This window comes from Methylobacterium nodulans ORS 2060, from assembly GCF_000022085.1.
Taxonomy (GTDB): domain Bacteria; phylum Pseudomonadota; class Alphaproteobacteria; order Rhizobiales; family Beijerinckiaceae; genus Methylobacterium; species Methylobacterium nodulans.
The window spans coordinates 4,187,015-4,213,789 of record NC_011894.1 but is presented as its reverse complement, the minus strand read 5'-3'; the positions used below and the strand labels follow the sequence as shown (position 1 = coordinate 4,213,789).

At 69.1% G+C, this 26,775-nt stretch carries 19 protein-coding genes; 3 read left to right on the top strand and 16 right to left on the bottom strand.

Annotated features, from left to right (window positions below; translation table 11 throughout):
• Nucleotides 1-264: 264 nt before the first annotated feature.
• From MNOD_RS19575 to MNOD_RS48145, 5 genes are all read right to left on the bottom strand, one after another.
• Nucleotides 265-1,755: an efflux transporter outer membrane subunit gene (locus tag MNOD_RS19575; protein WP_015930681.1), complete on the bottom strand. Its 1,491-nt coding sequence runs from the start codon at nucleotides 1,753-1,755 to the stop codon at nucleotides 265-267.
• Nucleotides 1,752-5,039, bottom strand: coding sequence for an efflux RND transporter permease subunit (locus MNOD_RS19570; RefSeq protein ID WP_015930680.1), 3,288 nt, complete (start codon nucleotides 5,037-5,039; stop codon nucleotides 1,752-1,754). The genes MNOD_RS19575 and MNOD_RS19570 overlap by 4 nt, the downstream gene beginning before the upstream one ends.
• A gap of 49 nt (nucleotides 5,040-5,088) precedes the next feature.
• Nucleotides 5,089-8,208 (bottom strand): multidrug efflux RND transporter permease subunit, encoded by a 3,120-nt coding sequence (locus tag MNOD_RS19565; RefSeq protein ID WP_015930679.1) that lies wholly within the window; start codon nucleotides 8,206-8,208, stop codon nucleotides 5,089-5,091.
• A gap of 304 nt (nucleotides 8,209-8,512) precedes the next feature.
• Nucleotides 8,513-9,868 (bottom strand): MdtA/MuxA family multidrug efflux RND transporter periplasmic adaptor subunit, encoded by a 1,356-nt coding sequence (locus tag MNOD_RS19560; protein WP_015930678.1) that lies wholly within the window; start codon nucleotides 9,866-9,868, stop codon nucleotides 8,513-8,515.
• 317 nt (nucleotides 9,869-10,185) lie between these two features.
• Nucleotides 10,186-10,347 carry a hypothetical protein gene (locus tag MNOD_RS48145; RefSeq protein WP_015930677.1) on the bottom strand — a complete coding sequence of 54 codons (162 nt, stop codon included), beginning with the start codon at nucleotides 10,345-10,347 and terminating at the stop codon, nucleotides 10,186-10,188.
• Nucleotides 10,348-10,710: 363 nt separating this feature from the next.
• Between MNOD_RS48145 and MNOD_RS19555 the strand changes: the two genes are divergently transcribed.
• The 3 genes from MNOD_RS19555 (at nucleotide 10,711) to MNOD_RS19545 (ending at nucleotide 13,612) form a co-directional block, all read left to right on the top strand.
• On the top strand, nucleotides 10,711-11,865 hold the full coding sequence (locus MNOD_RS19555) for an aminotransferase (protein ID WP_015930676.1): 1,155 nt from the start codon (nucleotides 10,711-10,713) through the stop codon (nucleotides 11,863-11,865).
• 75 nt (nucleotides 11,866-11,940) lie between these two features.
• Nucleotides 11,941-12,405, top strand: coding sequence for a DUF4112 domain-containing protein (locus tag MNOD_RS19550; RefSeq protein WP_015930675.1), 465 nt, complete (start codon nucleotides 11,941-11,943; stop codon nucleotides 12,403-12,405).
• Nucleotides 12,406-12,424: 19 nt separating this feature from the next.
• Nucleotides 12,425-13,612, top strand: a complete 1,188-nt coding sequence (locus MNOD_RS19545) for an ABC transporter permease (protein ID WP_015930674.1) — start codon at nucleotides 12,425-12,427, stop codon at nucleotides 13,610-13,612.
• A 42-nt stretch (nucleotides 13,613-13,654) separates the two neighbouring features.
• On the opposite strand, the gene MNOD_RS19540 is transcribed toward MNOD_RS19545, so the two are convergent.
• The 11 genes from MNOD_RS19540 to nuoK form a co-directional block, all read right to left on the bottom strand.
• On the bottom strand, nucleotides 13,655-14,359 hold the full coding sequence (locus tag MNOD_RS19540) for an ABC transporter ATP-binding protein (protein ID WP_015930673.1): 705 nt from the start codon (nucleotides 14,357-14,359) through the stop codon (nucleotides 13,655-13,657).
• Between the two features lie 109 nt (nucleotides 14,360-14,468).
• Nucleotides 14,469-15,755, bottom strand: coding sequence for a lipoprotein-releasing ABC transporter permease subunit (locus MNOD_RS19535; RefSeq protein ID WP_015930672.1), 1,287 nt, complete (start codon nucleotides 15,753-15,755; stop codon nucleotides 14,469-14,471).
• 74 nt (nucleotides 15,756-15,829) lie between these two features.
• The gene (gene proS / locus MNOD_RS19530) at nucleotides 15,830-17,161 is read right to left on the bottom strand and encodes a proline--tRNA ligase (protein ID WP_015930671.1); all 1,332 of its coding nucleotides are present in this window, start codon (nucleotides 17,159-17,161) and stop codon (nucleotides 15,830-15,832) included.
• 486 nt (nucleotides 17,162-17,647) lie between these two features.
• On the bottom strand, nucleotides 17,648-17,983 hold the full coding sequence (locus MNOD_RS19525) for a DUF1467 family protein (RefSeq protein ID WP_015930670.1): 336 nt from the start codon (nucleotides 17,981-17,983) through the stop codon (nucleotides 17,648-17,650).
• A gap of 5 nt (nucleotides 17,984-17,988) precedes the next feature.
• The gene (gene mce, locus MNOD_RS19520) at nucleotides 17,989-18,393 is read right to left on the bottom strand and encodes a methylmalonyl-CoA epimerase (RefSeq protein WP_015930669.1); all 405 of its coding nucleotides are present in this window, start codon (nucleotides 18,391-18,393) and stop codon (nucleotides 17,989-17,991) included.
• Nucleotides 18,394-18,510: 117 nt separating this feature from the next.
• Nucleotides 18,511-20,181, bottom strand: a complete 1,671-nt coding sequence (locus MNOD_RS19515) for a ribonuclease J (protein WP_015930668.1) — start codon at nucleotides 20,179-20,181, stop codon at nucleotides 18,511-18,513.
• 194 nt (nucleotides 20,182-20,375) lie between these two features.
• Nucleotides 20,376-21,170, bottom strand: a complete 795-nt coding sequence (locus tag MNOD_RS19510) for a biotin--[acetyl-CoA-carboxylase] ligase (protein WP_015930667.1) — start codon at nucleotides 21,168-21,170, stop codon at nucleotides 20,376-20,378.
• A gap of 10 nt (nucleotides 21,171-21,180) precedes the next feature.
• A complete protein-coding gene (gene nuoN / locus MNOD_RS19505; RefSeq protein WP_015930666.1) occupies nucleotides 21,181-22,629 on the bottom strand; it encodes an NADH-quinone oxidoreductase subunit NuoN in 1,449 nt (482 codons plus the stop codon).
• A 9-nt stretch (nucleotides 22,630-22,638) separates the two neighbouring features.
• Complete coding sequence (locus tag MNOD_RS19500; RefSeq protein ID WP_015930665.1) at nucleotides 22,639-24,159, bottom strand: NADH-quinone oxidoreductase subunit M; 1,521 nt, start codon at nucleotides 24,157-24,159, stop codon at nucleotides 22,639-22,641.
• A gap of 40 nt (nucleotides 24,160-24,199) precedes the next feature.
• Nucleotides 24,200-26,305, bottom strand: coding sequence for an NADH-quinone oxidoreductase subunit L (gene nuoL, locus MNOD_RS19495; protein ID WP_015930664.1), 2,106 nt, complete (start codon nucleotides 26,303-26,305; stop codon nucleotides 24,200-24,202).
• Between the two features lie 64 nt (nucleotides 26,306-26,369).
• Nucleotides 26,370-26,675 carry an NADH-quinone oxidoreductase subunit NuoK gene (gene nuoK / locus MNOD_RS19490; protein ID WP_015930663.1) on the bottom strand — a complete coding sequence of 102 codons (306 nt, stop codon included), beginning with the start codon at nucleotides 26,673-26,675 and terminating at the stop codon, nucleotides 26,370-26,372.
• Nucleotides 26,676-26,775 lie beyond the last annotated feature (100 nt).

Below are 26,775 nucleotides of genomic sequence, written 5' to 3'. Positions count from 1 at the left end.
CAGCGGGCCTCGAAGCACCCCGGACCGGTATTCCCGGCATGAGGGCCGGGGTTGCTTGCCACGGGAGAGAGCGTTCATTCAGCCGCGGTTTCATCCCTCAGGATCGGCCTAGCCGGTGGTGAACTGATCCCAACGGCCCGGGCTGCTGACGCAGCAGGTGCTGATGCAGCGGGCCGTTGACCATCTCGAATTTTCGACACCAAGCCTGTGGCTTGGCGAAAATTCGAGAACGGAACCAACAGTCCTATTCAAGGCCCGGTGGTATTACTCGTCCGTGCGCAGTGCCTGACCCGTATCGATCGGCAGCGTCCTGAACGCCTTCAGCTCCTCGCCGCTCGGCAGCGAGCGGGTGTCCCAGCCCCCGCCGAGCGCGCGGATCAGCGAGACCGAGTTGGTGAAGCGGTTGAGCAGGATCTGCAGCGCCGTCACCTCGTTGTTGAGCGCCAGGGCCTGGGCGGTGACCACCGTCGTGTAGTTCTGGGTCCCGGCCCGGTACTCGTTGAGCGCGATCTCGACCGCGCGCCGCGAGGATTGCACGGCGACATCCTGCGCCGCCGCCTGCCGGGCGAGGATGCGCTGACCCGAGAGGCCGTTCTCCACCTCCTGGAAGGCGGTGAGCACCGTCTGCCGGTAGGTGGCGACATCGGCGTCGTAGCCCGCCCGCGCGGCCTGGAGCACGGCGGCGCGGGCGCCGCCGTCGAACAGCACCTGGCTGCCATTGGCAGCCACCGACCAGAAGGTGTTCGCCGCCGAGAAGAAGTTGCGGGCCGGGTCGCCCGCGATGCCGCCATTCGCCGAGAGCGTGATGGTCGGATAGAAGGCCGCCACCGCGACGCCGATCTGCTCGCTCTGCGCCTGCACGGCCCGCTCGGCCTGCGCGATGTCGGGCCGCCGCTCCAATAGGTCGGAGGGCACGCTCACCGGCACGGTCGGCGGCCTGGCCGCGAGCCGTATGCGGGGCAGCGACACCTCCGCGGGCGGCCGGCCGATTAGCACCGCGATCGCGTGTTCCAGGGTCGCCCGCTGCAGGCCGACCGCGATCGCCTGGGCCTGCGTGGTCTGGAGCTGCGTCTGCGCGGTGATCACGTCCGAGCGTGCGGCGACGCCGGCCGCGTATTGATTCTCGGTGATGGCGAGCGAGCGCTGGTAGGCCTGAACCGTCTGGTCGAGCAGGCGCTGCAGCGAATCCTGGTAGCGGAGCTGGAAATAGGCGGCCGCGAGTTCGGCCTGGTTGGCGAGACGCACCGCCGCGATCTCGGCCGCGCTCGCCTGCGCGGAGGCGACGTCGCTCTCGATCTGGCGGCGGATGCGCCCGAACAGGTCGAGTTCCCAGCTCGCCGAGCCCTGGAGGGTCAGCGTTGTGCGCTCGACGCCACCGCTGCGCGAGCGGCTGATGCTCGGCGCCCCGAGCACGGTCGGGAAGAGCTGCGCCCGCGCCTCCTGGACGAGGGCCCGGGCCTGCCGGTAGGCGGCCACCGCCGCGCGCAGGTTCTGGTTGTCGACATCGACGAGGCGGATCAGCCGGTCGAGCGCCGGATCCCGGTAGACGCGCCACCAATCGCCCCGGTCGGCCTCGTCGGCGGGCCGGGCCGGGCGCCAGTTGCGTCCCGGCATCACGGTGGCGCGCGCGCCGCCCTCCTTGAAGGCGAGCGGCGTCTCCACGGAGGGCCGGGAATAATCCGGGCCGACGAGGCAGCCGGCGAGCAGCAGGGACGGCAGCGCGGCCGCGCTCAGACGAACGGTGAGCGTCTTCATTCGGCGGCCGGAGCGGGCAGCGGCGACGCGCCGGACCCTTTACGCATCACGCGCAGCCGGAGGCGGTCGAGGAGGAGGTAGACGACGGGCGTGGTGTAGAGGGTCAGGACCTGGCTCACGATGAGGCCGCCCACGATGGCGATGCCGAGCGGACGGCGCAGTTCGGAGCCCTCGCCGCCATCGAGAATCAACGGCAGCGCGCCGAGCAGCGCCGCGAGCGTTGTCATCAGGATGGGCCGGAAGCGCAAGAGGCAGGCCTGGGTGATCGCCTCCCGCGGGCCGACGGCGCGCGTGCGCTGCGCGTCGAGGGCGAAGTCGATCATCATGATGGCGTTCTTCTTCACGATGCCGATGAGGAGGAAGATCGCGATGAGCGCGATCACGCCGAATTCCTCGCCCATCGCCATCAGGGCGAGAATCGCGCCGATGCCGGCCGAGGGCAGCGTCGAGAGGATCGTGATCGGGTGGACGAAGCTCTCGTAGAGGATCCCGAGCACCGCGTAGACGGTGAGCAGCGCCGCCAGGATCAGCAGGGGCTGGCGCGACGAGGAGGCCTGGAAGGTCTTGGCGGCCCCGGCGAATTCCCCGTGGATGGTCGCCGGCATGCGTAATGCCCGCATATGCGCCTCGATCGCCGCCGTGGCGTCGCCGAGCGTCTTGCCCGGGGTGAGGTTGAACGAGACGGTGGTCGCCACGAACAGGCCCTGATGGCTCACCTGCACGGGGGCGGTGCCGGTCTCGAATCGCGCGAAGGCCGAGAGCGGCACCATCGTCTCCTTGGCGCTGCTCACCGCGGCCGCCGAGGAGGCGCCGGCCTTGCCGCCCGCGATGGCGTTGGTGGCGGCGTTGCGGGCCGAATCGGTGGCGACGGCCGCCGCCGCCGCAGCGGCGTCGCTGGGGGTGGTCTGCGCGCTCCCCACGGTGCCGGCCACCGCGTTGGTGGAGGCCGAGCCGCGCGCCCTCGCGCCGGAGGTCGAGACGTAGATCTGCTTCAGGACCTCCGGATTGCCGAGATAGCGGGGCGCGATCTCCATCACGACGCGGTACTGGTTGAGCGCGTTGTAGATGGTCGAGACCTGGCGCTGCCCGAAGGCGTCGTAGAGGGTGTTGTCGATGAGGTCGGGGGTCAGGCCGTAGCGGTAGGCGGTCGGGCGGTCGACCACGAGGCGGCTCTCGAGCCCGCCCTGCTGCTGGTCGGAGGTCACGTCCGTGAAGATCGGGTCCTTCTGCAGCGCCTCCACCAGCTTGGGCGCCCAGGCATAGAGCTCCTCGCCGCTATCGCCCTGCAGCGTGTACTGGTACTGCGAGAAGCTCTGGCGCCCGCCCACCGTGAAGTCCTGCCGCGGGAACAGGTAGAGCCGCGCCCCCGGGATGCCGGCAAGCTTGGGCCGCAGCCGCGCCATCACCTCGCTGATCGGGTCGCGGGTGCCGTGGGGCTTGAGGCCCACGAAGACGTTGGCCGAGTTGGTGCCGCGGCCGCCCGTGAACCCCACCACGCTCTCCACCGCCGGGTCCGCCTGCACGATGTCGGTGGCCTGCTTGAGCTTGGTGCTCATCGCCTGGAAGGAGATGCGCTGGTCGGCCTGGATGCCGCCGATCATCTGGCCGGTATCCTGCTGGGGAAAGAAGCCCTTCGGCACGATGACGAACAGGTAGACGTTGAGCCCTACCGCCCCGAGCAGCACGAGCATCACGATGGCCCCGTGCCGCAGCGCCCAGGCGAGCGTGCGCCCGTATCCCCGCAGCAGGAGATCGAAACCGACCTCCAGAGCGCGCGCGACGAGGTTGGGCCGGCGCCCGTGCGGCCCGGGCGTGAGCAGCCGCGCGCACATCATCGGCGTGGTGGTGAGGGACAGGACGAGCGAGATCAGGATCGCCAGCGAGAGCACCACGGCGAATTCCTGGAAGAAGCGCCCGATCAGCCCGCCCATCAGCAGGATCGGTATGAACACGGCGACGAGCGAGAGGCTCATCGACAGCACCGTGAAACCGACCTCCCGGGCGCCGAGCAGCGCCGCTTCGAGCCGCGGCCTCCCCTCCTCGATATGGCGCTGGATGTTCTCCAGCACGACGATGGCGTCATCGACCACGAAGCCCGCCGCGATGATCAGCGCCATCAGCGAGATGTTGTCGAGGCTATAGTCGCACAGATACATCGCCGCGAAGGTGCCGACGAGCGAGATCGGCACCGCCACGGCCGGGATCAGCGTCGCCCGCCCCGAGCGCAGGAACAGGAACACGACCAGGATCACGAGCCCGACCGAGATCATCAGCGTGCGCTCGGCTTCCGCCAGCGAGGCCCGGATCGTGCGGCTGCGGTCGCCCGTGACCACGAGGTCGATGTCGCCCGGAAGCGCGGCCTTGATCTGCGGCAGGGCGGCCTTCAGGCGGTCGACGGCCTCGACCACATTGCCGCCCGGCTGCTTGTAGACGATGAGCAGGACGCCCGGCTGGCCGTTGATGAGGCCGAGATTGCGCCGGTCCTCGACGCCGTCAATGACCTGCCCGACATCCCGCAGGCGCACGGCGGCGCCGTTGCGGTAGGCCACCACGATGTCCTGGTAATCGGCCGCGACCCGGCCCTGGTCGTTGGCATAGAGCTGGTAGCGGCGCGTCTGCGTCTCGATCGCGCCCTTGGGCGAGTTGGCGTTGGCGCTCGCGATCGCCGCCCGGATGCCTTCGAGCCCGATGCCGTAGTGGAACAGCGCGCCGGGCTCGAGTTCGACGCGCACCGCGGGCAGCGAGGAGCCGCTGGCGTCCACATTGCCGATGCCGTCGAGCTGCGAGAGCTTCTGCTGCACCACGGTCGCGGCGCTGTCGTAGAGGGCCGAGGGGCTGAGCGTCTTCGAGGTCAGGCCGATGATCAGGATCGGCGCGTCCGCCGGATTGAACTTGCGGTAGGTCGGATTCTGGCGCAGCGCGGCGGGCAGGTCGGCGCGCGCGGCATTGATCGCTGCCTGCACGTCGCGGGCGGCGCCGTTGATGTCCCGCTCCAGGGCGAATTGCAGCACGATCCGGGTCTGGCCGGTCGAACTCGTCGAGGTCATCTGGTCGACATCGGCGATCTGGCCGAGGCGCCGTTCGAGGGGCGCGGCGACGGTCGCCGCCATGGTCTCGGGGCTGGCCCCCGCCATCTGGGCCTGGACGAGGATCGTCGGGAAATCGACCTGCGGCAGGGGCGCCACGGGCAGCCGCACGAAGGCGAACAGGCCCGCGAGCAGGACGCCGAGGGTGAGCAGCGTCGTCGCGACCGGCCGCAGAATGAAGGGGGCCGAGAGGTTCATCGCGCGGCACCCGCATAGGGCGCGGGTCGCGCGGGGAACCGAGCGCGATTCACGGCACCGCCTCGCCGGGCGCGAGCCCGCTGCGCCGCCGGCCGCTCAGGCGCCGGCCCAGGCGGTCGAAGGCGAGATAGATCACCGGCGTCGTGTAGAGGGTCAGCACCTGGCTCACGATCAGCCCGCCCGCGATCGAGATGCCGAGCGGCTGGCGCAGTTCCGAGCCCGTGCCCGTGCCGAGGATCATCGGCACCGCCGCGAACAGGGCCGCGAAGGTCGTCATCATGATCGGGCGGAACCGCAGCAGGCAGGCCTCGTAGATGGCGTCGCGGGGCGACCGGCCCTCCTCGCGCTCGGCCTGGAGCGCGAAGTCGATCATCATGATGGCGTTCTTCTTCACGATGCCGATCAAGAGCACGATGCCGATGATGCCGATGATGTCGAGGTCGAGCCCGAACAGCATCAGCCCGGCGAGCGCGCCGATGCCGGCCGAGGGCAGCGTCGAGAGGATCGTGATCGGGTGGATGAAGCTCTCGTAGAGCACGCCGAGCACGATGTAGACCGTCACGATCGCGGCGAGCACCAGGAACAGCGTGTTGTTGAGCGAGGCCTGGAAGGCCAGGGCCGAGCCCTGGAAGACAAGCTGGAAGCTGTCGGGCAATCCGATCTCGGCCTTCGCCGCCTGGATCGCCGCGACCGCCGGTCCGAGCGAGGCGCCGGGCGCGAGGTTGAAGGAGATCGTGGCCGCCGGGAACTGGCCGAGATGGCTGATGAGGAGCGGCGCGCGCTTCTCGGTCACCGTGGCGATGGCCGAGAGTGGCACCTGCCCGTTCGTCGCCGTCGAGGAGGGCAGGTAGATCTGGTTGAGGGAGGGTAGGCTGCGGTGGAGGTCGGGATCGGCCTCCAGGATCACCCGGTACTGGTTCGACGGGGTGAAGATCGTCGAGACGATGCGCTGCCCGAAGGCGTCGTAGAGCGCGTTGTCGACCGAGGCCGGGGTGATGCCGTAGCGGCCTGCCGTGGCGCGGTCGATGGTGATGTAGGCCGCAAGACCGTTCGCCTGCCGGTCGCTCGCCACGTCGGCGAGGTCGGGGATCTGCCGCAGGCGGTCGACGAAGCGCGGCACCCAGGTATCGAAGGCTTCGGGATCGGGATTCTCCAGGATGAACTGGTACTGCGTCGGGCTCACCGCCGTGTCGATGGTGAGGTCCTGCACCGGCTGCATGAACAGGGTGATGCCCGGCACCTCCGCCGTGCGGGCGCCGATGCGCCGGATGATCGCGCTCGCCGTCTCGGAGCGCTCGTCGCGCGGGCGCAGGTTGATGAGGAAGCGCCCGGAATTGAGCGTGACGTTCTGCCCGTCGACCCCGATGAAGGAGGACAGGCTCACCACGTCCGGATCCTTCAGGATCTCCTCGGCGAGCCGCCGCTGGCGCTCGGCCATGGCCGCGAAGGACACGGTCTGGTCGGCCTGGCTGACGCCCTGGATCACGCCCGTATCCTGGACCGGGAAGAAGCCCTTCGGGATGACCGCGTAGAGATGGACCGTCAGGATCAGGGTCCCGACCGCCACGAGCAGGGTCAGCGGCTGGTGGTTGAGGACCCCGCGCAGCGTGCGTCCGTAGAGCCGGATCCCGGCCTCCATCGTCCAGCGCCCTGCCCGGGCTATGAGGCCGGCCTGGCGCGCCCGCGCCGGCTCGTGGCGCAGGAGCCGGGCGCAGAGCATCGGCACGAGGGTGAGCGAGACGATCCCTGAGATGACGATCGTCGCGGCGAGCGTGATGGCGAATTCATGGAACAGCCGGCCCACCACCTCGCCCATGAACAGGAGCGGGATCAGCACCGCGAGCAGCGAGACCGTGAGCGAGATGATGGTGAAGCCGATCTCCGCGGAGCCTTTGAGCGCCGCCTCCAGGGGCGAGGCGCCCTCCTCCACGTGGCGGGCGATGTTCTCGATCACCACGATGGCGTCGTCGACCACGAAGCCCGTGGCGATGGTGAGCGCCATCAGCGAGAGGTTGTCGAGGGAGAAGTCCCACAGGTCCATCACCGCGAGCGCCCCGACGAGGGAGAGCGGCACCGACAGGCTCGGGATCAGGGTCGCGGGCAGCGAGCGCAGGAACAGGAAGATCACCAGCACCACGAGGGCGATGGCGAGAAGAAGCTCCATCTGCACGTCGTGCACGGAGGCGCGGATGGTGACGGTGCGGTCGGTGAGCGGCGTGACCTGGATCGCCGCCGGCAGCGTGGCCTGAAGCTGCGGCAGCAGCGCCTTGATCCGGTCCACGACCGCGATGACGTTGGCGCCGGGCTGGCGCTGGATGTTGAGGATCACCGCCGGGGTGGTGTCCATCCAGGCGCCGAGCTTGGTGTTCTCCGGGCCCTCCACCACGTCGGCGACCGCCGAGAGCTTGACCGGCGCACCGTTGCGGTAGGCGATGACCGCGTCCCGGTAGGTGGCGGGGTCGCGGATCTGGTCGTTGGCGTTGATGGCGAAGGACTGGCTCGGCCCGTCGATCGTCCCCTTCGGCGTGTTGACGTTGAGGTTGGCGATGGTGGTGCGCAGGTCGTCGATGTTGAGGCCGTAGGCGGCGAGCGCCCGCGAGTTGAAACGCACCCGCACGGCCGGCCGCTGCCCGCCGGCCATCGTGACGAGGCCGACGCCCGCCACCTGCGAGATCTTCTGCGCGAGCCGCGTCTCGGCGAGATCGCGCACCTCAGTGAGCGCCAGGGCCTTCGAGGTCAGGGCGAGCGTCAGGATCGGCGCGTCGGCCGGGTTTACCTTGGCGTAGACGGGCGGCGCCGGCAGGTCGCTCGGGAGCAGGTTGCCGGCCGCGTTGATCGCCGCCTGCACCTCCTGCGTGGCGATGTCGAGGGAGAGGTCGAGGTCGAATTGCAGCGTGATGACCGAGGCTCCCGCGGAGGATTGCGAGGTCATCTGGTTGAGATTGGCGAGCTGCCCGAACTGCCGCTCCAGCGGCGCCGTCACGGCGGAGGTCATCACCTCGGGGCTCGCGCCCGGATAGAAGGTCTGGACCTGGATCGTCGGGTAGTCGACGGCCGGCAGCGCCGAGAGCGGCAGGTTGAGGTAGGACAGGATGCCGCTGAGCAGGATCGCCAGCATCAGGAGCGTGGTGGCGACCGGCCGCAGGATGAAGAGGCGGGAGGGGTTCATGCCGCCCTCCGATCAGATCGTCCCACGCCTCTTCTGTTCAGCGCGGGCAGCACCGAGAACCCCTCTCCCGTGCGGGAGAGGGGCAGGCGATCGAAGATCGCGCGTGAGGGTCCCGGACGGATCCGCCATATGGCTGAGACGGTAGTGCTGGCAACGGCACGGTTCAGGATACTTGCTGAACCACCTAGGCCCTCACCCCTACCCCTCTCCCGCACGGGAGAGGGGTTTCCATACGGAGAGGGGTTCCCGTGCGCGGACGGGAAGGGGGATTGTCCGGTGGACCACGCGGCCCGCATGGCTCGCCTCACTGAGCCTGCCGGCGGCGCCGGTGCGGGCGCTCGCCCTCGGCCGCAGCCTCGCCTTCCGCACGGGGGCGCGTCTCGGCGGGTGGGGCGGCCGGTTCCGCATCGGCCGCCTTCGCCTCCGCCGCGCCGCGCCCGGTCACGCGCACCTCGGCCCCGTCGCGCAGGCGGTCGGTGCCGTCGACCACGACCTGATCGCCGGCCTTGAGCCCGGCGGTCACCACGGTCCGAGTGCCGTCCGTCTCGCCAATCGTAATCGGCCGGATCGTGACCTTGCTGTCCTCGCCCAGCAGGTAGACGAAGGTGCCGGGCGTTCCCCGCAGGACCGCGGAGGCCGGGACGATCGGTGCATCGCGGACCGTGTCGACGAGGAGCTTCGCGTTCACGAACTGGTTCGGGAACAGCCGGTCGTCCTTGTTCGGGAAGAGCGCGCGCAGTTTCACGGTGCCGGTGGTCACGTCGATCTGGTTGTCGACGGTGTCGAGCATGCCGCTCGCGAGCTCGGTCGTGTCGCTGCGGTCGAAGATCCGCACCGGAAGCTTCGCGCCCGTGCGCAGACGGTCCATCACCCGTGCCAGCACGTCCTCCGGCAGCGTGAACAGGACCGAGATCGGCTGCAGCTGCGTCACCACTACGATGTTGGTGGAAGCCGCCGTGACGTAGTTGCCCTGGTCGATCTGGCGCAGGCCGACCCGGCCGTCCACCGGCGAGGTGATGCGCCCGTACTGGATGTTGAGCTTCTGCTGGTCGATCTGCGCCTGGTCCGAGGCGACGATGCCCTCGTACTGCTTCACCGTCGCGGCCTGGGTGTCGACGTTCTGCTTCGAGATCGAATCCTGGCGGTTGAGGGTCTGGTAGCGGGTGAGATCGAGCCGGGCATTCTGCAGGAGCGCCTGGTCGCGCTGGAGCTGGCCCTGGTACTGCGCGAGCAGCGCCTCGTAGGGCCGCACGTCGATCTGCGCCAGGAAATCGCCCTGCTTGACGAGCTGGCCCTCGCGGAAGCCGATCTGGGTCAGGTAGCCGCTGACCTGCGAGCGCACGGTCACGGTGGCGAGCGGCGTCACAGTGCCGAGACCGGATAGCACCACCGGCATGTCGCCCGTCGTCACGGTGGCGACGCCGACTGCCTGCGGCCCCTCCCCGCCCCCGCCGCGTCGGCCGCCGCGGCGGCCCGTCTCGGACTTGGCGGCCTGCTTCGCCTGGAACTGGAACCCGTTCGGCAGATAGGTGCGGTAGCCCCAGGCCCCGGCCGCTCCCAGCGCGAGCAGCAGGAGCAGCCAGAACGGCCACCTCCTGCGGCGGCGCGGCGACACCGTCTCGACGGCGTCGTCGGTGCGGATGGGAGAGAGTTCGTTCATCGCCTCGACCCGTGACTCTTGCACTCAGGCGGCGCCCCCCGCCAGCCGCACCCCATGGTCTCGCCTTGCCTAAGCGGTATAGGGCGCGACACACGGAGAGCCGCTGCGTCACGCCATCGCCCGGCCCCATCCGCCACGGCAATGCGTCGCCAGTACGGCCGCGATGTTGCGCCTTGATTACTGAACGCAGGCCGAGCGCGGCGCGGGAAGCAGCTTAGAGCCGTTCCCGACCTGACTGCATCGGGCCGGCGGCTCTAAAGCTTTGATGTGACGCGCTCCCTTGCGCCGAACCGGCATCCACTTCGACGGGGAGCGCTCTAGCGCAGGCCCTGCTCGACGAGGGCGCGGCGTTGCGCGAGCACGTCCCGCACGATGGCCCGATAGGCATCGTCCACCGGACGCACCGGCACGGCGAGACGCAAGGAGAGGCCGAGCGCCGCCGTCAGGCAGCCGAGGATGATGCAGGTGCGGACGGACATGAAAGCTGGAACTTGGAGGCTGACGGGCTCCCGTCGCCCGAAGCGGGGCGGCGCGCCCCGGCCGGGGCACGGGGCCGCCCGAAGCATGGGGCCGTGATGCCCGACCCTCGCGGGTTCCGCAAGGCGGGCCGCAAAAGGTACGGCCGGGCCGACTGCCATTCGCGATGCGGGGCGAGGGGGCGGAGCCCCGCATCACTGACAGCGGCCAGCCCGACCGCATGGCCGAAAGCTATTCGATGACTGACGAATGTCAACATTCGTCAGTTCACAGGGTGCGGCCGATGTGCGGTTTCGCACGTGCCGGACGCGTGGTAGCCAGACGGGACTTCCCCTGGTTCTCGCGATGGCGCTGACGATTCCGGCATGAACCCGATCTTCGCCGACCTGCCGACCACCGTGTTCGAGGTCATGTCCGCCCTCGCCCGCGAGACCGGCGCCGTGAATCTGGGCCAGGGCTTCCCCGACGATCCCGGGCCCGAGGACGTCCGGCGAAAGGCGGCCGAAGCCGTGATCCACGGCTGGAACCAGTACCCGCCGATGATGGGCCTGCCCGAGCTGCGCGAGGCGGTGGCCGCCCATTATGCGCGCTGGCAGGGCCTGTCCGTCGATCCGGGCACCGAGGTGATGGTGACCTCCGGCGCGACGGAGGCGCTCGCGGGCGCGCTGATGGCGCTGGTCGAGCCGGGCGACGAGGTCGTGCTGTTCGCGCCCCTCTACGACGCCTACCTGCCGCTGGTGCGACGGGCCGGCGGCGTGCCCCGCATGGTGCGCCTGACCCCGCCCCATTTCCGGCTCGACGAGGCCGCGCTCGCGGCCGCCTTCTCGGCGCGCACCCGGGTGGTCCTGTTCAACAATCCTCTCAACCCGACCGCCACGGTCTTTCCCGAGGAGGATCTCGCGCTGCTGGCGGAATTCTGCCGCCGCTTCGACGCGGTGGCGGTCTGCGATGAGGTCTGGGAGCACGTGGTGTTCGATGGACGGCGGCACCGGCCGCTGATGGCGCTGCCGGGGATGCGCGAGCGCACCGTCAAGATCGGCTCGGCGGGCAAGATTTTTTCGCTCACGGGCTGGAAGGTCGGCTTTGTGCTCGCCTCCCCGCCGCTGATGCGGGTCCTGGCCAAGGCCCATCAGTTTCTCACCTTCACCACGCCGCCGAACCTCCAGGCAGCGGTGGCCTACGGGCTGGGCAAGGAGGATTCCTACTTCGAGGCGATGCGGGCGGGGCTCGCCCGCTCGCGCGACCGGTTCTCCGCGGGCCTGCGCGACCTCGGCTTCTCGGTGCTGCCCAGTGCCGGAACCTACTTCCTCAACATCGACATCGCGCCCCTCGGCGAGAGCGACGACGTCGCCTTCTGCGAGCGGCTGGTGCGCCGGCACGGGGTGGCGGCGATCCCGGTGAGCGCCTTCTACGCCGAGGATCCGGTGCGCCAGGTGGTGCGCTTCTGCTTCGCCAAGACCGACGAGACCCTCGACCGGGCCCTGGACCGGCTGAGCGGCCTCGCCCGCCGGACCGCCTGATGCGGGCGCTCCTTGTTCTGCCCCGGGGCCGGGGCCACATGCGGGATCATGACGATTCCGCATCGGAGCCCCGCAATGGAGTTCATGCAGACGGCCGGCGGCCGCTTCTCCGCGTCGGAGATGCCGCCCTTCCGGTCCGCCCGCGCACAGCCGGACGATGTCGAGCGGACCTTGGCCCGGCTCGAACTCCTGGCGCATCTCCTCGATTCTGCCTTCGTGCTGCCGGGGATCAACCGCCGCGTCGGCATCGACGCGCTGATCGGCCTCGTGCCGGTGATCGGCGACGCGATCACCACGGCGATTTCCTCCTACATCATCTGGGAGGCGCGCCGGCTCGGCGTGCCGCGCTGGCTGATCGCCCGGATGGCGGCGAACGTGGCCTTCGACGGCGTCGTCGGCGCGGTGCCGCTGATCGGCGACCTGTTCGACGCGGCCTTCAAGGCCAACAAGCGCAACGTGCGCCTGCTGCGCCGCCACCTGGAGCGGAGCGGCAGCGTGCGGCCCTCCGTCATCGACGGGATGGCAACGCGCCTCGACTGACCCGCAACGGGGAGCCGGCATGAACGAGCGTCCCCGCCCCGCGGAGCTCGATGCGGTTCCGCTCACCTCGCCGGCGGCGGCCCCCGTGGCGGTGCCGCTGCCCGAGATCGGGACGCGGCGCCTCTCGCCGCTGAACCGGCGGCGGCTCGCCAATTTCCGGGCGAATCGGCGCGGCTCCTGGTCCTTCCTGATCTTCGTCGTCCTGTTCGTCGTCAGCCTGTTCGCCGACTTCATCGCCAACGACCGGCCGATCCTGGTCTCCTACAAGGGCGAGTGGCTGACCCCGATCTTCGTCGACTACCCGGAGGAGAAGTTCGGCGGCTTCCTGGCCCGGACCGACTACCGCGATCCGGTCATCAGGAAGGAGATCGCCGAGAACGGCTGGGCGATCTGGCCCCCGATCCGCTTCTCCTACGACACGCACAACCTCGACCTGCCCGTGCCGGCGCCGGCCCCGCCCACCTGGCTGCTCACGGATGCCCAGTGCCGCCCGATCGCCGAGAAGACCGGGGGCTCGTCCTGCCGCGACATCGAGTGGAACTGGCTCGGCACCGACGACCAGGGCCGGGACGTCGTCGCGCGCCTGATCTACGGCTTCCGCCTCTCGGTCCTGTTCGGCCTGACGCTCGCGATCATCTCCTCGGTGATCGGCGTGCTGGCCGGCGCCGTCCAGGGCTATTTCGGCGGCTGGATCGACCTGACCTTTCAGCGGGTGATCGAGATCTGGACCGCGATCCCCTCGCTCTATCTGCTGATCATCATCTCGTCGATCATCACGCCGAGCTTCTTCGTGCTGCTCGGCATCCTGCTGCTGTTCTCCTGGGTGTCGCTGGTCGGGGTGGTGCGGGCGGAGTTCCTGCGGGCGCGCAACTTCGAATACGTGCGGGCGGCGCGCGCGCTCGGGCTCTCGAATGCCCGCATCATGTTCAAGCACCTGTTGCCGAACGCGATGGTGGCGACGCTCACCTTCCTGCCCTTCGTGCTCAACGGCTCGATCACGACGCTGACCTCGCTCGATTTCCTCGGCTTCGGCCTGCCGCCGGGCTCGCCCTCACTGGGCGAGCTGCTGGCCCAGGGCAAGGCGAACCTGCAGGCGCCCTGGCTCGGGCTCACGGGCTTCGCCGTCATCGCCGTGATGCTGAGCCTGCTGATCTTCGCGGGCGAGGCGGTGCGCGACGCCTTCGATCCGCGCAAGACCTTCCGGTAGCGGCGGCTGCCACGGACGGGAGCGCTTATACGATCGCGGCCCTCAGGCCGCCTGGACGACGAGGCCGTCGCGGATGGTCACGCGCCGGTCCATACGGGCGGCGAGCTCGAAATTGTGCGTGGCGATCAGCGCCGCGACGCCTGAGGCCCGCACCAGCGAGACCAGCACCGCGAAGACATGGGCCGCCGTCTGCGGGTCGAGGTTGCCGGTCGGCTCGTCGGCGAGCAGCAGGCGCGGTCCGTTCGCCACCGCGCGCGCGATCGCGACCCGCTGCTGCTCGCCGCCCGACAGCTCGGCGGGCCGGTGGGAGAGCCGGTTCCTGAGGCCGAGGAAGGTCAGGAGTTCGGCCGCCCGCGAGCGCGCCTCCCGGGCATCGAGGCCGCGGATGAGCTGGGGCAGCACCACGTTCTCCAGCGCCGAGAACTCGGGCAGGAGATGATGGGCCTGGTAGACGAAGCCCATCTCCTCGCGCCGCATGCGGGTGCGGGCGTCGTCGTCCATCCGGGCGCTCGGCTGGCCGCCGACATAGACCTCGCCGCCATCCGGCCGTTCGAGCAGCCCGGCGACGTGCAGCAGGGTCGACTTGCCGGTGCCGGAGGGGGCGACGAGCGCCACGATCTCGCCGGGCCAGATCGCGAGGTCGGCCCCACGCAGGATGTCGAGGGTGCCCTCGGCCTGGGCGTAACGACGCTCCACCCGAGAGAGGAAGAGCGCCGGGACCGGCTGCTGCGGCTGCGAGGCGTCCATGGCGGCCTCAAGCCCAGGGGAACGGCGTGAGCGGAACGGGACGGTCGTAGGTCACGGATACCATGAACTCGAACACCTCGCGGCGGCCCGGACGGGCCGCGGACAAGCCTCAGCCGTAGCGCAGTGCCTGCACCGGGTCGAGCCGTGCGGCCCGCCAGGACGGGTACAGGGTGGCAAGGAGCGACAGGACGAGGGACATCAGCACCACGGCCACCACCTCGCCCGGATTGATCTCCGAGGGGATCTCCGAGAGGAAGCGCACCGTCGGATCCCACACGCCCGGCAGCAGCGTGCGCTGGATCACCGTGATGTTCGCCGCGAACACGATGCCGAGCAGGCAGCCCACGAAGGTTCCGACGAAGCCGATCGACGCACCCGTGATCAGGAACACGCGCATGATCGTGCCCCGCGTCGCCCCCATGGTGCGCAGGATGGCGATGTCGCTCGACTTGTCCTTCACCAGCATGATCAGGCTCGACACGATGTTGAGCGCGGCCACCAGTACGATCAGGGTGAGGATGATGAACATCACGTTGCGCTCGACCTCGAGCGCCGAGAAGAAGGTGCGGTTGCGCTGGCGCCAGTCGGTCAGCACGACGGGCCGCTCGGCCGCGAGTTCGAGGGCGGAGCGCAGCTCGCCGACGCTGTCGGCATTGTCGAGGAAGACCTCGATCACCGTCACGTCGCCGTCGCGGTTGAAGAAGCCCTGCGCCTCCGAGAGGGGCATGTACACGAAGGTGGCGTCGAATTCCGACATGCCGACCTCGAAGATGGCCGCGACGTTGTAGCCCTTGATCCGCGGCGCCGTGCCGAAGGGCGTCGTCGCGCCCTTCGGGGTCGCGAGCGTGATGGTGTCGCCGGCCTGGAGGCCGAGCGCCTCGGCAAGCCGTCGGCCGATGGCGACGCCGCCGGCCGTGTCGAAACCTTCGAGCGTGCCGCCGCGGATGTTGCCCGACACCGCCTGGATCTTCTTCAGGTCCTCCGCCCGCACGCCGCGCACCAGCACGCCCGAGCCGCCATAGGGCGAGGAGGCGAAGGCCTGCCCCTCCACCATCGGCAGCGCGAGCGAGACGCCCGCCACCTTCGACAGGCGCTCCGACAGATCGGCGTAATCCGTCAACGGCTTGTCGATCGGCGCGACGAACACGTGGCCGTTGATGCCGACGATCTTCGACAGAAGCTCCTTGCGGAACCCGCTCATCACCGACAGGACGATGATCAGCGTGGCGACGCCCAGCATGATGCCGAGGAACGAGAACAGCGCGATCGCCGAGACGAAGCCCTCCTTCCGGCGCGTCCGGAGGTAGCGTCCGGCGATCACCCATTCGAAGGGCGCGAAGGGCGGGGTGCCGCCCGAGGAGAAGCGCAGGCGTTCGCGCACCAGGGCCGTGATCATCGATGCCCCTGCCTTTCCTCGGCGCATGATGCGCGGCAGTCCCTCTCCCGGGTGGGAGAGGGGGGATCCTGCATTCACTCCTTCGCCCCCCGCAGGCGGGGCGCCACCGCGTCGACCGCAACGATCTCCCGCTCGCCGGTGGCGCGGCGCTTGAGTTCGATCGTGCCTTCCGCAAGCCCCTTGGGGCCGACGATGACCTGCCAGGGCAGGCCGATCAGGTCGGCGGTCGCGAACTTGGCGCCGGGCCGCTCGTCGCGATCGTCGGTGAGCACCGTCAGGCCCGCCGCCTCCAGTTCCTCCTGGAGCTTCGCACAGGCCGCGTCGGTCGCCGCATCGCCCACCTTCAGATTGAGCAGCGCGACGTCGAAGGGCGCGACCGAATCGGGCCAGACGATCCCGGCTTCGTCGTGGCTCGCCTCGATGATCGCCGCGACGAGACGGCTCGGGCCGATCCCGTAGGAGCCCATATGCACCGGCCGCTCCTGCCCGTCCGGGCCGGTGACGCGGGCACCCATCGGCTCGGAATACTTGGTGCCGAAATAGAAGATGTGCCCGACCTCGATGCCGCGGGCGGCCATGCGGGCCTCCTCGGGCACCGCCTCGAAGGCGGCCGGCTCGTGCATCTCGGAGGTCGCGGCGTAGCGGGAGGTCCAGTGATCGACCGTCGCCTGCAATGCCGCCACGTCGTCGAAATCGATCGAGGCGGGCGGGATCGGGAAGCCGAGATAGGCGCGGTCGCAGAACACCTCGCTCTCGCCGGTCTGCGCCAGGATGATGAATTCGTGCGAGAGATTGCCGCCGATCGGCCCGGTCTCGGCCCGCATCGGGATCGCCTTGAGCCCGAGCCGCGCGAAGGTGCGCAGATAGGCCACGAACATCTTGTTGTAGGCGTGCCGCGCCCCCGCCTCGTCGAGGTCGAAGGAATAGGCGTCCTTCATCAGGAACTCGCGCGAGCGCATGGTCCCGAAGCGCGGCCGGACCTCGTCCCGGAACTTCCACTGGATGTGGTAGAGGTTCTTCGGAAGATCCTTGTAGGAGCGCACCGCCGAGCGGAAGATCGCCGTGATCATCTCCTCGTTGGTCGGCCCGAACAGCATCTCGCGCTCGTGCCGGTCGCGGATGCGCAGCATCTCCTTGCCGTAGGCCTCGTAGCGGCCGGATTCGCGCCAGAGCTCCGCCGACTGGATGGTCGGCATCAGGAGCTCGATGGCGCCGCTGCGGTCCTGCTCGGCGCGGATCACCTCCGTGACCCGGTTGAGGACGCGCAGGCCGAGCGGGAGCCACGCGTAGATGCCGGCCGCCTCCTGGCGGATCATGCCGGCGCGGAGCATCAGCCGGTGCGAGACGATCTCCGCTTCCTTGGGAGTCTCACGCAGGATGGGCAGGAAGTAGCGGCTGAGACGCATGCAGAACCTTGCCGAGCATGGTGGGCGCGCGAGGCACGGCGGATGGCCGACTCGCCCCGGCACACAACACATTGCACCGGCAAAAGACAAGCGGCGCATGGTCCGGCCTGCCTGCAACCATTGCAACCGCCGGCGCCGAAATGGACCGATCGGAGCCGGATCGGACGCGCCGGCGGGCCGGGGAGAGGATTTCGGTGCGGTCCATGCAAAAAATCGCATCGCCCTGCTCCGAAAGGCGTGACAATGCGTACTCTTCTTCCTATAAGCGGCCTTGCGATGATGCGCAGTCGGCCACAAAGGCCGACGCGCAAGGTCCGAGTCTCGGGAGGAACGGTCAGCCGAAACGCCGGATGCGGCGCAAGACCAATCGAGTGGCTGACGAAAACATCCAGAAGCTTTTTAAGCAAGGCTCCCGAGCCTTGCTTTTTTATTGTCGGCCGGGACCGTCCGGATCATCGTGATCCGGCTAACAACCTGCGGCCGACATCAGAGGCCGGCGAGCGGGAAAGCCGCGATGGCCGCCAGGAATACAACGTCGGAGAGCAGTGTGGTCCACAGAGCCTTGCGGCGCATCTGCGGCAGGGGCGGCGCGCCCGGATCCTGCCCGGGCACGTAGGGCTGCGAACCGTCGTCCTTCGCCCGGAAGGGCAGCACGGCGAAAAGCAGCGTCCACCAGACCACGAAATAGAGCGCGACCGCTCCGAACCAGGTGAGGCCGAAGGGGCCCGTCGCCACCGCGAGGGCGGGCACCATCACGGCGGTGCAGGCGAGGAGCGTGCGCGGAATCGAGGCGGTGGCGACCTCGACGGTGGAGGCGAACATAGGCGTCAGGCCTGTTCCAGCTCGACGAGGGTGCCGAGGAAGTCCTTCGGGTGCAGGAACAGCACCGGCTTGCCATGCGCGCCGATGCGGGGTTCACCGCTGCCCAGGATCCGGGCGCCCTCCCCCTTCAGGCGATCGCGGGCAGCCAGGATGTCGTCCACCTCGTAGCAGACATGGTGGATGCCGCCGCCCGGGTTGCGCTCCAGGAAGGACGCGATCGGGGAATCGGCGCCGAGGGGCTCCAGGAGCTCGATCTTGCTGTTGGGCAATTCGACGAAGATGACCGTGACGCCGTGCTCGGGCTGGGCCAGCGGCGGCGACAGCGTCGCGCCGAGGGTGTCGCGATAGATCTTCGCGGCGGCCTCCAGGTCCTTCACCGCGATGGCGACGTGATTCAACCGGCCGATCATGTTCCTCTGGCTCCTCTCCGGGTGGTCGCGCTCGTTGTACACGAGGCCGCGAAAGGCCACCCGGGTCTTTCGTCCGAGACGGGGCCGGGACCGCCGCAGGCGCTCCCGGGGCGGGGCTCAGATCTCCACCACCTGGACGTGGCAGGCGGGCTTCTTGCCCCAGACCTCGTTGACGGCCGCGCGGATCGCGCGGTCGACGGCGTTCTCGACGGCCTCGGAATCGCGCCGCTTCTGGCGCGACAACCCGCCGAAGGTCCGCTCCACCACGTCCTCGACGATGTCGATGATCGCCTCGCCGTTCCGGCCGTAGGTCGGCAGGCCCATGAGGTCGATCGCCGGCTCGCCCTTCATCTCCCCATGCTGATCGATGGCGATCGCCACCGAGATGATCCCCGTGAAGGAGAGCTTGCGGCGCTCGGGCAGCGCCCGGTCCGTCTCGGTGATCAGCACCATGCCGTCCTTGTAGAGGCGCCCGTGGCTGACATGGTCGATGATCTGAGGCGCGCCCGGCGCGAGGCGGATCAGGGTGCCGTTGCGGGCCTTCACCACGTCCTCGACGCCCTGCTTGCGCGCGAAGGTGGCGTGCTCGGCGAGGTGCAGCGGCTCGCCATGCACCGGCACGGCGATGCGCGGCTTCGTCCAGCGATACATGGCGGCGAGTTCGTCCCGGCGCGGATGGCCCGAGACGTGGACAAGTTCCGTACGGTCGGTGACGACCTCGACCCCGGCCTCGACCAGGTCGTTGATGATGGCCCCGATCGCGCGCTCGTTGCCGGGGATCGCCCGCGACGAGAAGATCACCCGGTCGCCGGGAGACAGGGCGATCTCCGGATGCTCGTCGCGGGAGACGCGGGACAAAGCCGCGCGCGGCTCGCCCTGCGAGCCGGTGAGCAGGGCCACCACCTTCTCGCGCGGCAGATAGCCATAGGCCTCGGGTTCGCGGAACTCGGGCAGGCCGTCGAGATAGCCGCATTCGCGCGCGACATCGATGACGCGGTCCATGGCGCGCCCGACCGCCACGACCTCGCGCCCGCAGGCCTGCGCGGCATCCGCCACCGCCCGGATGCGGGCGACGTTCGACGCGAAGGTGGTGACGGCGACCCGGTGCGGCGCCGAGCGGATGAGCTCCGCCAGATGGGCCGCGACCTCGGCCTCGCTCGGCGAGCGGCCCTCGCGGGTGACGTTGGTCGAATCGCAGACCAGCGCCAGCACGCCCTCCTCGCCGAGGCGGGTGAACACCTCCTCCGAGGTGACGTTGCCGACGACCGGCGCGTCGTCGAGCTTCCAGTCGCCCGTATGCACCACGAGGCCGTGCGCGGTGCGGATCGCCAGCGCGTTCGCCTCGGGGATCGAGTGCGCCACCGGGACATACTCGACCTCGAAGGGACCGAAGCTCATGCGCTCGTTCGGCCTGACCTCGCGCAGGTCGATCTTCGGCGCGCCCGGCTCGCCGAGGCGACGCGTCTCGATCAGGCTCTTGGTGAAGCCCGTCGCGTAGACCGGCACCTTCAGGCGGGGCCACAGCTCGACTAGCGCGCCGATATGGTCCTCGTGACCGTGGGTGATCAGGATGCCGAGCAGGTTCTCGCGCTGTTGCTCGATGAAGCTCAGGTCCGGATACATCAGGTCGACGCCCGGCATGTGCTCCTCGCTCGCGAAGCCCATGCCGCAATCGACCATGATCCATTTGCGCGCCGTCGGCGGACCGAATCCGTAGAGCGCTGCATTCATCCCGATCTCGCCGACGCCGCCGAGCGGCACGAAGACGAGTTCATCTCCCTTCGCCATGGACACACAACACCTCATGGGCCGCCGTCGCGGCCCTCCTCGAAGAACGGCTTTCTGCCGTCACGGTCACGGCGCCGTCATGTCGGTTCCGGCCGCAGGCGAGCGGCCCCGGGCGGCGGCGCGTCGGCGCCCCCGCCTGTCGCTTGTTCATCGAGAGCCGTCGTCGCCGCTCAGGCGCCGGTCCGGCCCGTCCCTCACGCCGCCGTCGCGGCCGAACCGAAATGCACCGCTCCGGCCGTCACCGTGCGCTGCGTCCCATCCGCAAGGCGCACCACCAGGCGCCCGCTCGAATCGATCGTGTCGAACGTGCCGGCGAGGCGTTCGGATCCCGTGTCGACCGCCACGGGGCCGCCGAGGCCCGCCGCCGTCGCGAGCCAGGCCGCTCGGATCGCCGGAAACCCGCTCCCCTCGTCCCAGACCCGGAGGGTCTCGATCCAGGTCGCGCTGAGGCGCCGGAACAGCCCGGCCGCATCGGCCGGGCGGCCGAGACCGGCGAGCGAGGCCACCGGATAGGCGAGCCCCTCGGGCGCGGCGGCCACGTTCACCCCGAATCCGACCACCACCGCGGCGCCCTGCGGCAGGGTTTCCATCTCGAGAAGGATACCGGCGAGCTTATCCCCGCCCGCCAGCACGTCGTTCGGCCATTTGAGGCGAAACGCATCCGCCGCGCCGCGCTCCGGCCCGCAGACCTCGCGCAGCGCCCGTTCCAGGCTGAGTCCGGCCACGAAGCCGAGCGTGGCGATGCGGTCCGGCGCGAGGCCCGGCGGAACCGGCCAATACAGGCTCGCCGCCAGATTGCCCTCCGGGGAGGACCAGGCGCTGCCGCGGCGTCCCCGCCCCTCCGTCTGCCGACGCGTCACCACCCAGAGCGGCCCCTCGGCGCCCTCGCGGGCGCGCGCCATCGCCTGCGTGCTCGTCGAGCCGAGGGTATCGTGCGTCTCAAGACGGTACCCCGCGGCCAGCGCCGCCGGGTCGAGGGAAAATGCCATGCGGCCTGGGTCAGAACAGGGATCGGGCGGCTGTTCCGGCGGCCGCGACCAGCGGAGCCGGAACGATCCAGAACAGAACGACGACCACGCTCGACGCCGCAAGCACGATCCGCAGGCCCGGGGCCAGCGGCTCGTAGGCCGCCTGCGCATCGTCGAAATACATGATCTTGACGATGCGGACATAGTAGTAGGCGCCCACGACGCTGGTGACCACGCCGATCACTGCCAGCACGTTGAGCCCCGCCTTGATGGCTGCGGCGAAGACGTAGAACTTGGCGAAGAACCCGGCGAGCGGCGGGATGCCGGCGAGCGAGAACATCATCATGGCCAGGCAGAAGGCCAGCCAGGGATGGGTGCGCGACAGACCCGAGAGATCCTCGATCGTCTCGAACATCCGGTTGCCGCGCCGCATGCCGAGGATGACCGCGAAGGCACCGAGCGTCATGGCGAGGTAGATCGCCATGTAGACGACGACGCCGCGCACGCCCTCCTCCGTCCCGGCGGCGAGCCCGATCAGCGCGTAGCCGACATTGCCGATCGAGGAATAGGCCATCAGGCGCTTGAGGTTGCGCTGGCCGATCGCCGCGAAGGAGCCGAGCGCCATGGAGGCGATGGCGATGAAGACGATGATCTGCTGCCACTCGGCTACGACGCCCGGGAAGGCGCCGATGAAGACGCGCACCGTCATGGCCATGGCGGCCATCTTGGGCGCCGAGGCGAAGAAGGCGGTGACCGGGGTGGGCGCGCCCTCGTAGACGTCCGGCGTCCACATGTGGAAGGGCACCGCCGCGAGCTTGAAGGCGACGCCCGCCGCGACGAACACGATGCCGAGCACGAGCCCGAGGCCCGCATGCGCCTCGCGCAAAGCCGTGACGATCCCCGGGAAGGACACGCTGCCGGTGAAGCCGTAGACGAGCGAGGCGCCGTAGAGCAGCATGCCCGAGGACAGGGCGCCCAGCACGAAGTACTTGAGGCCCGCCTCCGTCGAGCGCACGTCGTCGCGGTGGAACGAGGCGATGACGTAGGCGGCGAGCGATTGCAGCTCGAGGCCGAGATAGAGCCCGATCAGGTCGTTGGCCGAGGCCATGATCAGCATCCCGATCGAGGAGAGCACGATCAGGATCGGGTACTCGAAGCGCTCGATGCGCTCACGGGCGAACAGGTCGCGGGCGAGCAGCAGGGCCGCGAGCGAGCCGACGAGCGTCAGCGTCTTCATCACGCGGGCGAAGCCGTCGACGATGAAGGAGCCGTTGAAGGTCGTGATCTTGGCGCCCAGGGGCTGGCTGACCACCGAGAACAGCGCGACGATCAGCACGATGATCGCGCCGACCGTGACGCCCTCCGTGGAGCGCTCGCCGCGGAGCGCCCCGTAGAGGATCAGCACCAGCGCGCCGACCGTGAGGATCAGCTCCGGCAGGGCGGGCCCGAGGGCGGGCATGACGATCTCTGCGGCGTTCATCGGGGATCTCTAATGCGCGACCGGCAGCGCCGCGGCGGCGGTCTGGGTCGAGGAGAGGGCGGCCCGCAGGCCCTGCATCAGCGCCTCGGTCGAGGGGGCGAAGACGTCGAGGACCGGGCTTGGGTGGAAGCCGTAATAGATCGTGAGTACCACGAGGGGCGCCAGGATCGCGATCTCGCGGCGGTCGAGGTCCGTGATGGCCTGGAGGCTCGGCTTTTCGAGCTTGCCGTAGATCACCCGGGCGTACAGCCAGAGGGCGTAGGCCGCCGAGAGGATGATGCCGAAGACGGAGAAGAACGACACCATCGGGTTGGTCCGGAAGGCGCCGACCATGGACAGGAACTCGCCGACGAAGCCGGAAGTGCCGGGCAGGCCGACATTCGCCATAGTGAAGACCATCAAGGCCACGGCGTAGAGCGGCATGCGGTTCACGAGGCCGCCATAGGCGGCGATCTCGCGGGTATGCATCCGGTCGTAGATCACGCCGACGCAGAGGAACAGCGCGCCCGACACGATCCCGTGCGAGATCATCAGGAACAGCGCGCCCTGGATGCCCTGCTCGGTCATCGTGAAAAGCCCAAGGGTGACGAAGCCCATATGGGCGACCGACGAATAGGCGATCAGCTTCTTGATGTCGGTCTGAGCCAGCGCCACCAGCGAGGTGTAGATGATCGCCACGATGGAGAGCGCGAAGATCAGCGGCGCGAACAGGTGCGAGGCATCCGGAAACATCGGCAGCGAGAACCGGATGAAGCCGTAGCCGCCCATCTTCAGGAGGATGGCGGCCAGGATCACCGAGCCCGCGGTCGGCGCCTCGACATGGGCGTCCGGCAGCCAGGTATGGACCGGCCACATCGGCATCTTCACCGCGAACGAGGCGAAGAAGGCGAGCCACAGCCAGGTCTGCAGGTTGGCCGGGAAGCGGTGCTGCAGCAGAGTCGGGATGTCGGTCGTGCCAGCCTGCCAGTACATGGCGAGGATCGCCAGCAGCATCAGCACCGAGCCGAGCAGCGTATACAGGAAGAACTTGAACGAGGCGTAGATCCGGCGCTTGCCGCCCCAGATGCCGATGATCAGGAACATCGGGATCAGGCCGGCCTCGAAGAACAGGTAGAACAGCACGAGGTCGAGCGCGCAGAACACGCCGATCATCGTGGTCTCGAGGACCAGGAAGGCGACGAAATACTCCTTCACCCGGACGCCGATCGAGTGCCATGAGGCCGCGATGCAGAACGGCATCAGGAAGGTGGTGAGGAGCAGGAGCGGCATCGCGAAGCCGTCGACGCCGAGCTTGAAGCGGATCGACTCCGTCAGCCAGGCATGGCTCTCGACGAGCTGGAAGGCCGCGGTCGAGGAATCGTAGCGGCCCCAGGCCACGAGCGAGAGCAGGAAGGTCGCGACCGTGGCGATGAGCGCCGCCCAGCGGGCATTGCGCTGCACGCCCTCCTCGTCGCCCTGCAGGGTGAGGATGAAGGCGGCGCCGACGAGGGGCAGGATGAGGAGGCCGGAGAGGATCCCGAGGCCGAACATCAGACGCGTCTCCGGTCGGTTGAGATGAGGCGGGCGCGCATCAGTGAGCGCCCACACCGGTCACGAGGTACCAGCTCACGAGGGCGGCGACGCCGATCAGCATCACGAAGGCGTAGTGATAGACGTAGCCGGTCTGGAGCCGGACGACGCCGCGCGTGACGTCGACCACCCGGGCCGCGATCCCGTCGGGGCCGAGCCCGTCGATGATCGCGCCGTCGCCGACCTTCCACAGGAAGGTGCCGAGGGCCTTGGCCGGCCGCACGAAGATGCGGTCGTAGATCTCGTCGAAGTACCACTTGTTGAGCAGGAAGCGGTAGAGCAGCGGCTGGCTTTCGGCGAGCTGGTTCGGCAGCTCCGGCCGGCGGATATACATCCAGTAGGCAAGGAGGAAGCCGAGCACCAGCATCACGAAGGGCGAGGAGGCGACCCAGGCCGGAGCGCTGTGGATGTCGTGCATGATGTGATTGTCGGGGCCGTGCGCGAGCGCGCCCTTCCAGAACTCGTCCATGCCCTCGCCGATGAAGCGGTTCTTGAACCCGAGGCCGGCCAGCAGCGCGCCGATGGCGAGCAGGGCGAGCGGGATCGTCATCACCCGCGGGCTCTCGTGCGGCGTGTGCGCGTGGTGGTCGCCGTGGGGCTCGAGCGCCGAGTGGGAGACCGGCTCGATGTCGTGACCCTTGTCGTCATGGGCCACGCCCTCGTGGTGGCCGGGCGCGCCATCGGCCTCGTGGGCGAGGGAAGCCGCCGCATGGTGGGCGGCGGCCTGATGGTGGGCGTCGGCGTGATGGTCCGCCCAGCGCGCCGGCCCCTCGAAGGTGAGGAAGAACAGGCGCCAGGAATAGAAGGACGTGAAGAAGGCCGCGGTGACGGTCGCCAGGAAAGCCAGCACGTGGCCCGGGCGGGTCGACATGTAGGCCGCCTCGATGATGGCGTCCTTCGAGTAGTAGCCGGCGGTGAAGGGGAAGCCGATCAGCGCCAGGGTGCCGATCGCCATCATCAGCGCGGTGAAGGGGATGTAGCGGCGCAGCGCCCCCATGTTCCGCATGTCCTGCTCGTGGTGCATCGCGTGGATGACCGAGCCGGCGCCGAGGAACAGCAGCGCCTTGAAGAAGGCGTGGGTGAAGAGGTGGAAAATGCCCGCCGCATAGGCGCCGACGCCAAGCGCCACGAACATGTAGCCGAGCTGCGAGCAGGTCGAGTAGGCGATCACCCGCTTGATGTCGTTCTGCACGAGGCCGACGGTGGCAGCGAAGAAGGCCGTGATGCCGCCGATCACCGTGACGGCCGTGAGGGCCGCGGGAGCCACCTCGAAGAGCGGCGAGAGGCGCGCGACCATGAACACGCCGGCCGTCACCATGGTGGCCGCATGGATGAGGGCCGAGACCGGGGTCGGGCCCTCCATGGCGTCGGGCAGCCAGGTATGCAGCAGGAACTGGGCCGACTTGCCCATCGCGCCCATGAACAGGAGCAGGCAGGCGAGCGTCAGCGCGTGCCAGTCGGTGCCGAGGAAGTGGAACGAGGCGTCCTTGAACTCCGCCACCCGCGGGAAGATGCCGTCGAAGGCGACCGTACCGAACAGGACGAAGACCAGGAAGATGCCGAGGGAGAAGCCGAAATCGCCGACGCGGTTGACGATGAAGGCCTTGATGGCCGCGGCGTTGGCGGAGGGCTTCTCGTACCAGAAGCCGATCAGCAGGTAGGAGGCGAGGCCGACGCCCTCCCAGCCGAAGAACATCTGAACCAGGTTGTCGGCCGTCACCAGCATCAGCATGGCGAAGGTGAACAGCGACAGGTAGGAGAAGAAGCGCGGCCGGTGCGGATCCTCCTCCATGTAGCCCATGGAGTAGAGATGCACGAGGGAGGACACGGTCGTGACGACGACGAGCATCACCACAGTCAGCGCGTCGACCCGGAAGGCCCAGTCGACCACGAGGTCGCCGGCCGAGAACCAGTGCGCCACCTGGATGCGGGCCGCACCGTGCCCCTCCCCGCCCGTGACCTGGAAGAAGGCCACCCAGGACAGGAGCGCCGCGAAGAACAGGATCGAGGTGGTGACGACCTCGCTCGCCTTGGCCCCGATCCAGCGGCCGAACAGGCCGGCGATGAGGGAGCCGATGAGGGGCAGGAAGACGATCGCGTGGTACATGCTCGGGATCCGGCCTCGTGGTGAGCGGCTCGGGTTTGATCGAATCGAAGGGTTGAGGCGGCTTTTAGCCCTTCATCATGTTGACGTCCTCGACCGCGATCGAGCCGCGGTTGCGGAAGAACACCACCAGGATCGCGAGGCCGATCGCGGCCTCGGCGGCCGCCACGGTCAGCACGAACAGCGCGAACACCTGGCCCACGATGTCGCCTAGATAGGCCGAGAAGGCGACGAGGTTGATGTTCACGGCGAGCAGGATCAGCTCGACCGACATCAGGATCACAATGATGTTCTTGCGATTGATGAAGATGCCGAGCACGCCGAGCGTGAACAGGATCGCGGCGACCGTCAGGTAGTGGCTCAAACCGATCATCTGTCTGCCTCTCGGCCGCGATGCGACCGCCTCATACGCGCGTGCAAGTCCAAGGATGCGGGCATCCCTCTCCCGCCCGGGAGAGCCCGCCTCCGGGTCT

Excerpts from the sequence above, each read along its gene's own strand:
- MNOD_RS19575 (WP_015930681.1), bottom strand. The coding sequence starts at position 1,755 with ATGAAGACGCTCACCGTTCGTCTGAGCGCGGCCGCGCTGCCGTCCCTG.
- MNOD_RS19570 (WP_015930680.1), bottom strand. The coding sequence starts at position 5,039 with ATGAACCTCTCGGCCCCCTTCATTCTGCGGCCGGTCGCGACGACGCTG.
- MNOD_RS19565 (WP_015930679.1), bottom strand. The coding sequence starts at position 8,208 with ATGAACCCCTCCCGCCTCTTCATCCTGCGGCCGGTCGCCACCACGCTC.
- MNOD_RS19560 (WP_015930678.1), bottom strand. The coding sequence starts at position 9,868 with ATGAACGAACTCTCTCCCATCCGCACCGACGACGCCGTCGAGACGGTG.
- MNOD_RS48145 (WP_015930677.1), bottom strand. The coding sequence starts at position 10,347 with ATGTCCGTCCGCACCTGCATCATCCTCGGCTGCCTGACGGCGGCGCTC.
- MNOD_RS19555 (WP_015930676.1), top strand. The coding sequence starts at position 10,711 with ATGAACCCGATCTTCGCCGACCTGCCGACCACCGTGTTCGAGGTCATG.
- MNOD_RS19550 (WP_015930675.1), top strand. The coding sequence starts at position 11,941 with ATGGAGTTCATGCAGACGGCCGGCGGCCGCTTCTCCGCGTCGGAGATG.
- MNOD_RS19545 (WP_015930674.1), top strand. The coding sequence starts at position 12,425 with ATGAACGAGCGTCCCCGCCCCGCGGAGCTCGATGCGGTTCCGCTCACC.
- MNOD_RS19540 (WP_015930673.1), bottom strand. The coding sequence starts at position 14,359 with ATGGACGCCTCGCAGCCGCAGCAGCCGGTCCCGGCGCTCTTCCTCTCT.
- MNOD_RS19535 (WP_015930672.1), bottom strand. The coding sequence starts at position 15,755 with ATGATCACGGCCCTGGTGCGCGAACGCCTGCGCTTCTCCTCGGGCGGC.
- proS (WP_015930671.1), bottom strand. The coding sequence starts at position 17,161 with ATGCGTCTCAGCCGCTACTTCCTGCCCATCCTGCGTGAGACTCCCAAG.
- MNOD_RS19525 (WP_015930670.1), bottom strand. The coding sequence starts at position 17,983 with ATGTTCGCCTCCACCGTCGAGGTCGCCACCGCCTCGATTCCGCGCACG.
- mce (WP_015930669.1), bottom strand. The coding sequence starts at position 18,393 with ATGATCGGCCGGTTGAATCACGTCGCCATCGCGGTGAAGGACCTGGAG.
- MNOD_RS19515 (WP_015930668.1), bottom strand. The coding sequence starts at position 20,181 with ATGGCGAAGGGAGATGAACTCGTCTTCGTGCCGCTCGGCGGCGTCGGC.
- MNOD_RS19510 (WP_015930667.1), bottom strand. The coding sequence starts at position 21,170 with ATGGCATTTTCCCTCGACCCGGCGGCGCTGGCCGCGGGGTACCGTCTT.
- nuoN (WP_015930666.1), bottom strand. The coding sequence starts at position 22,629 with ATGAACGCCGCAGAGATCGTCATGCCCGCCCTCGGGCCCGCCCTGCCG.
- MNOD_RS19500 (WP_015930665.1), bottom strand. The coding sequence starts at position 24,159 with ATGTTCGGCCTCGGGATCCTCTCCGGCCTCCTCATCCTGCCCCTCGTC.
- nuoL (WP_015930664.1), bottom strand. The coding sequence starts at position 26,305 with ATGTACCACGCGATCGTCTTCCTGCCCCTCATCGGCTCCCTCATCGCC.
- nuoK (WP_015930663.1), bottom strand. The coding sequence starts at position 26,675 with ATGATCGGTTTGAGCCACTACCTGACGGTCGCCGCGATCCTGTTCACG.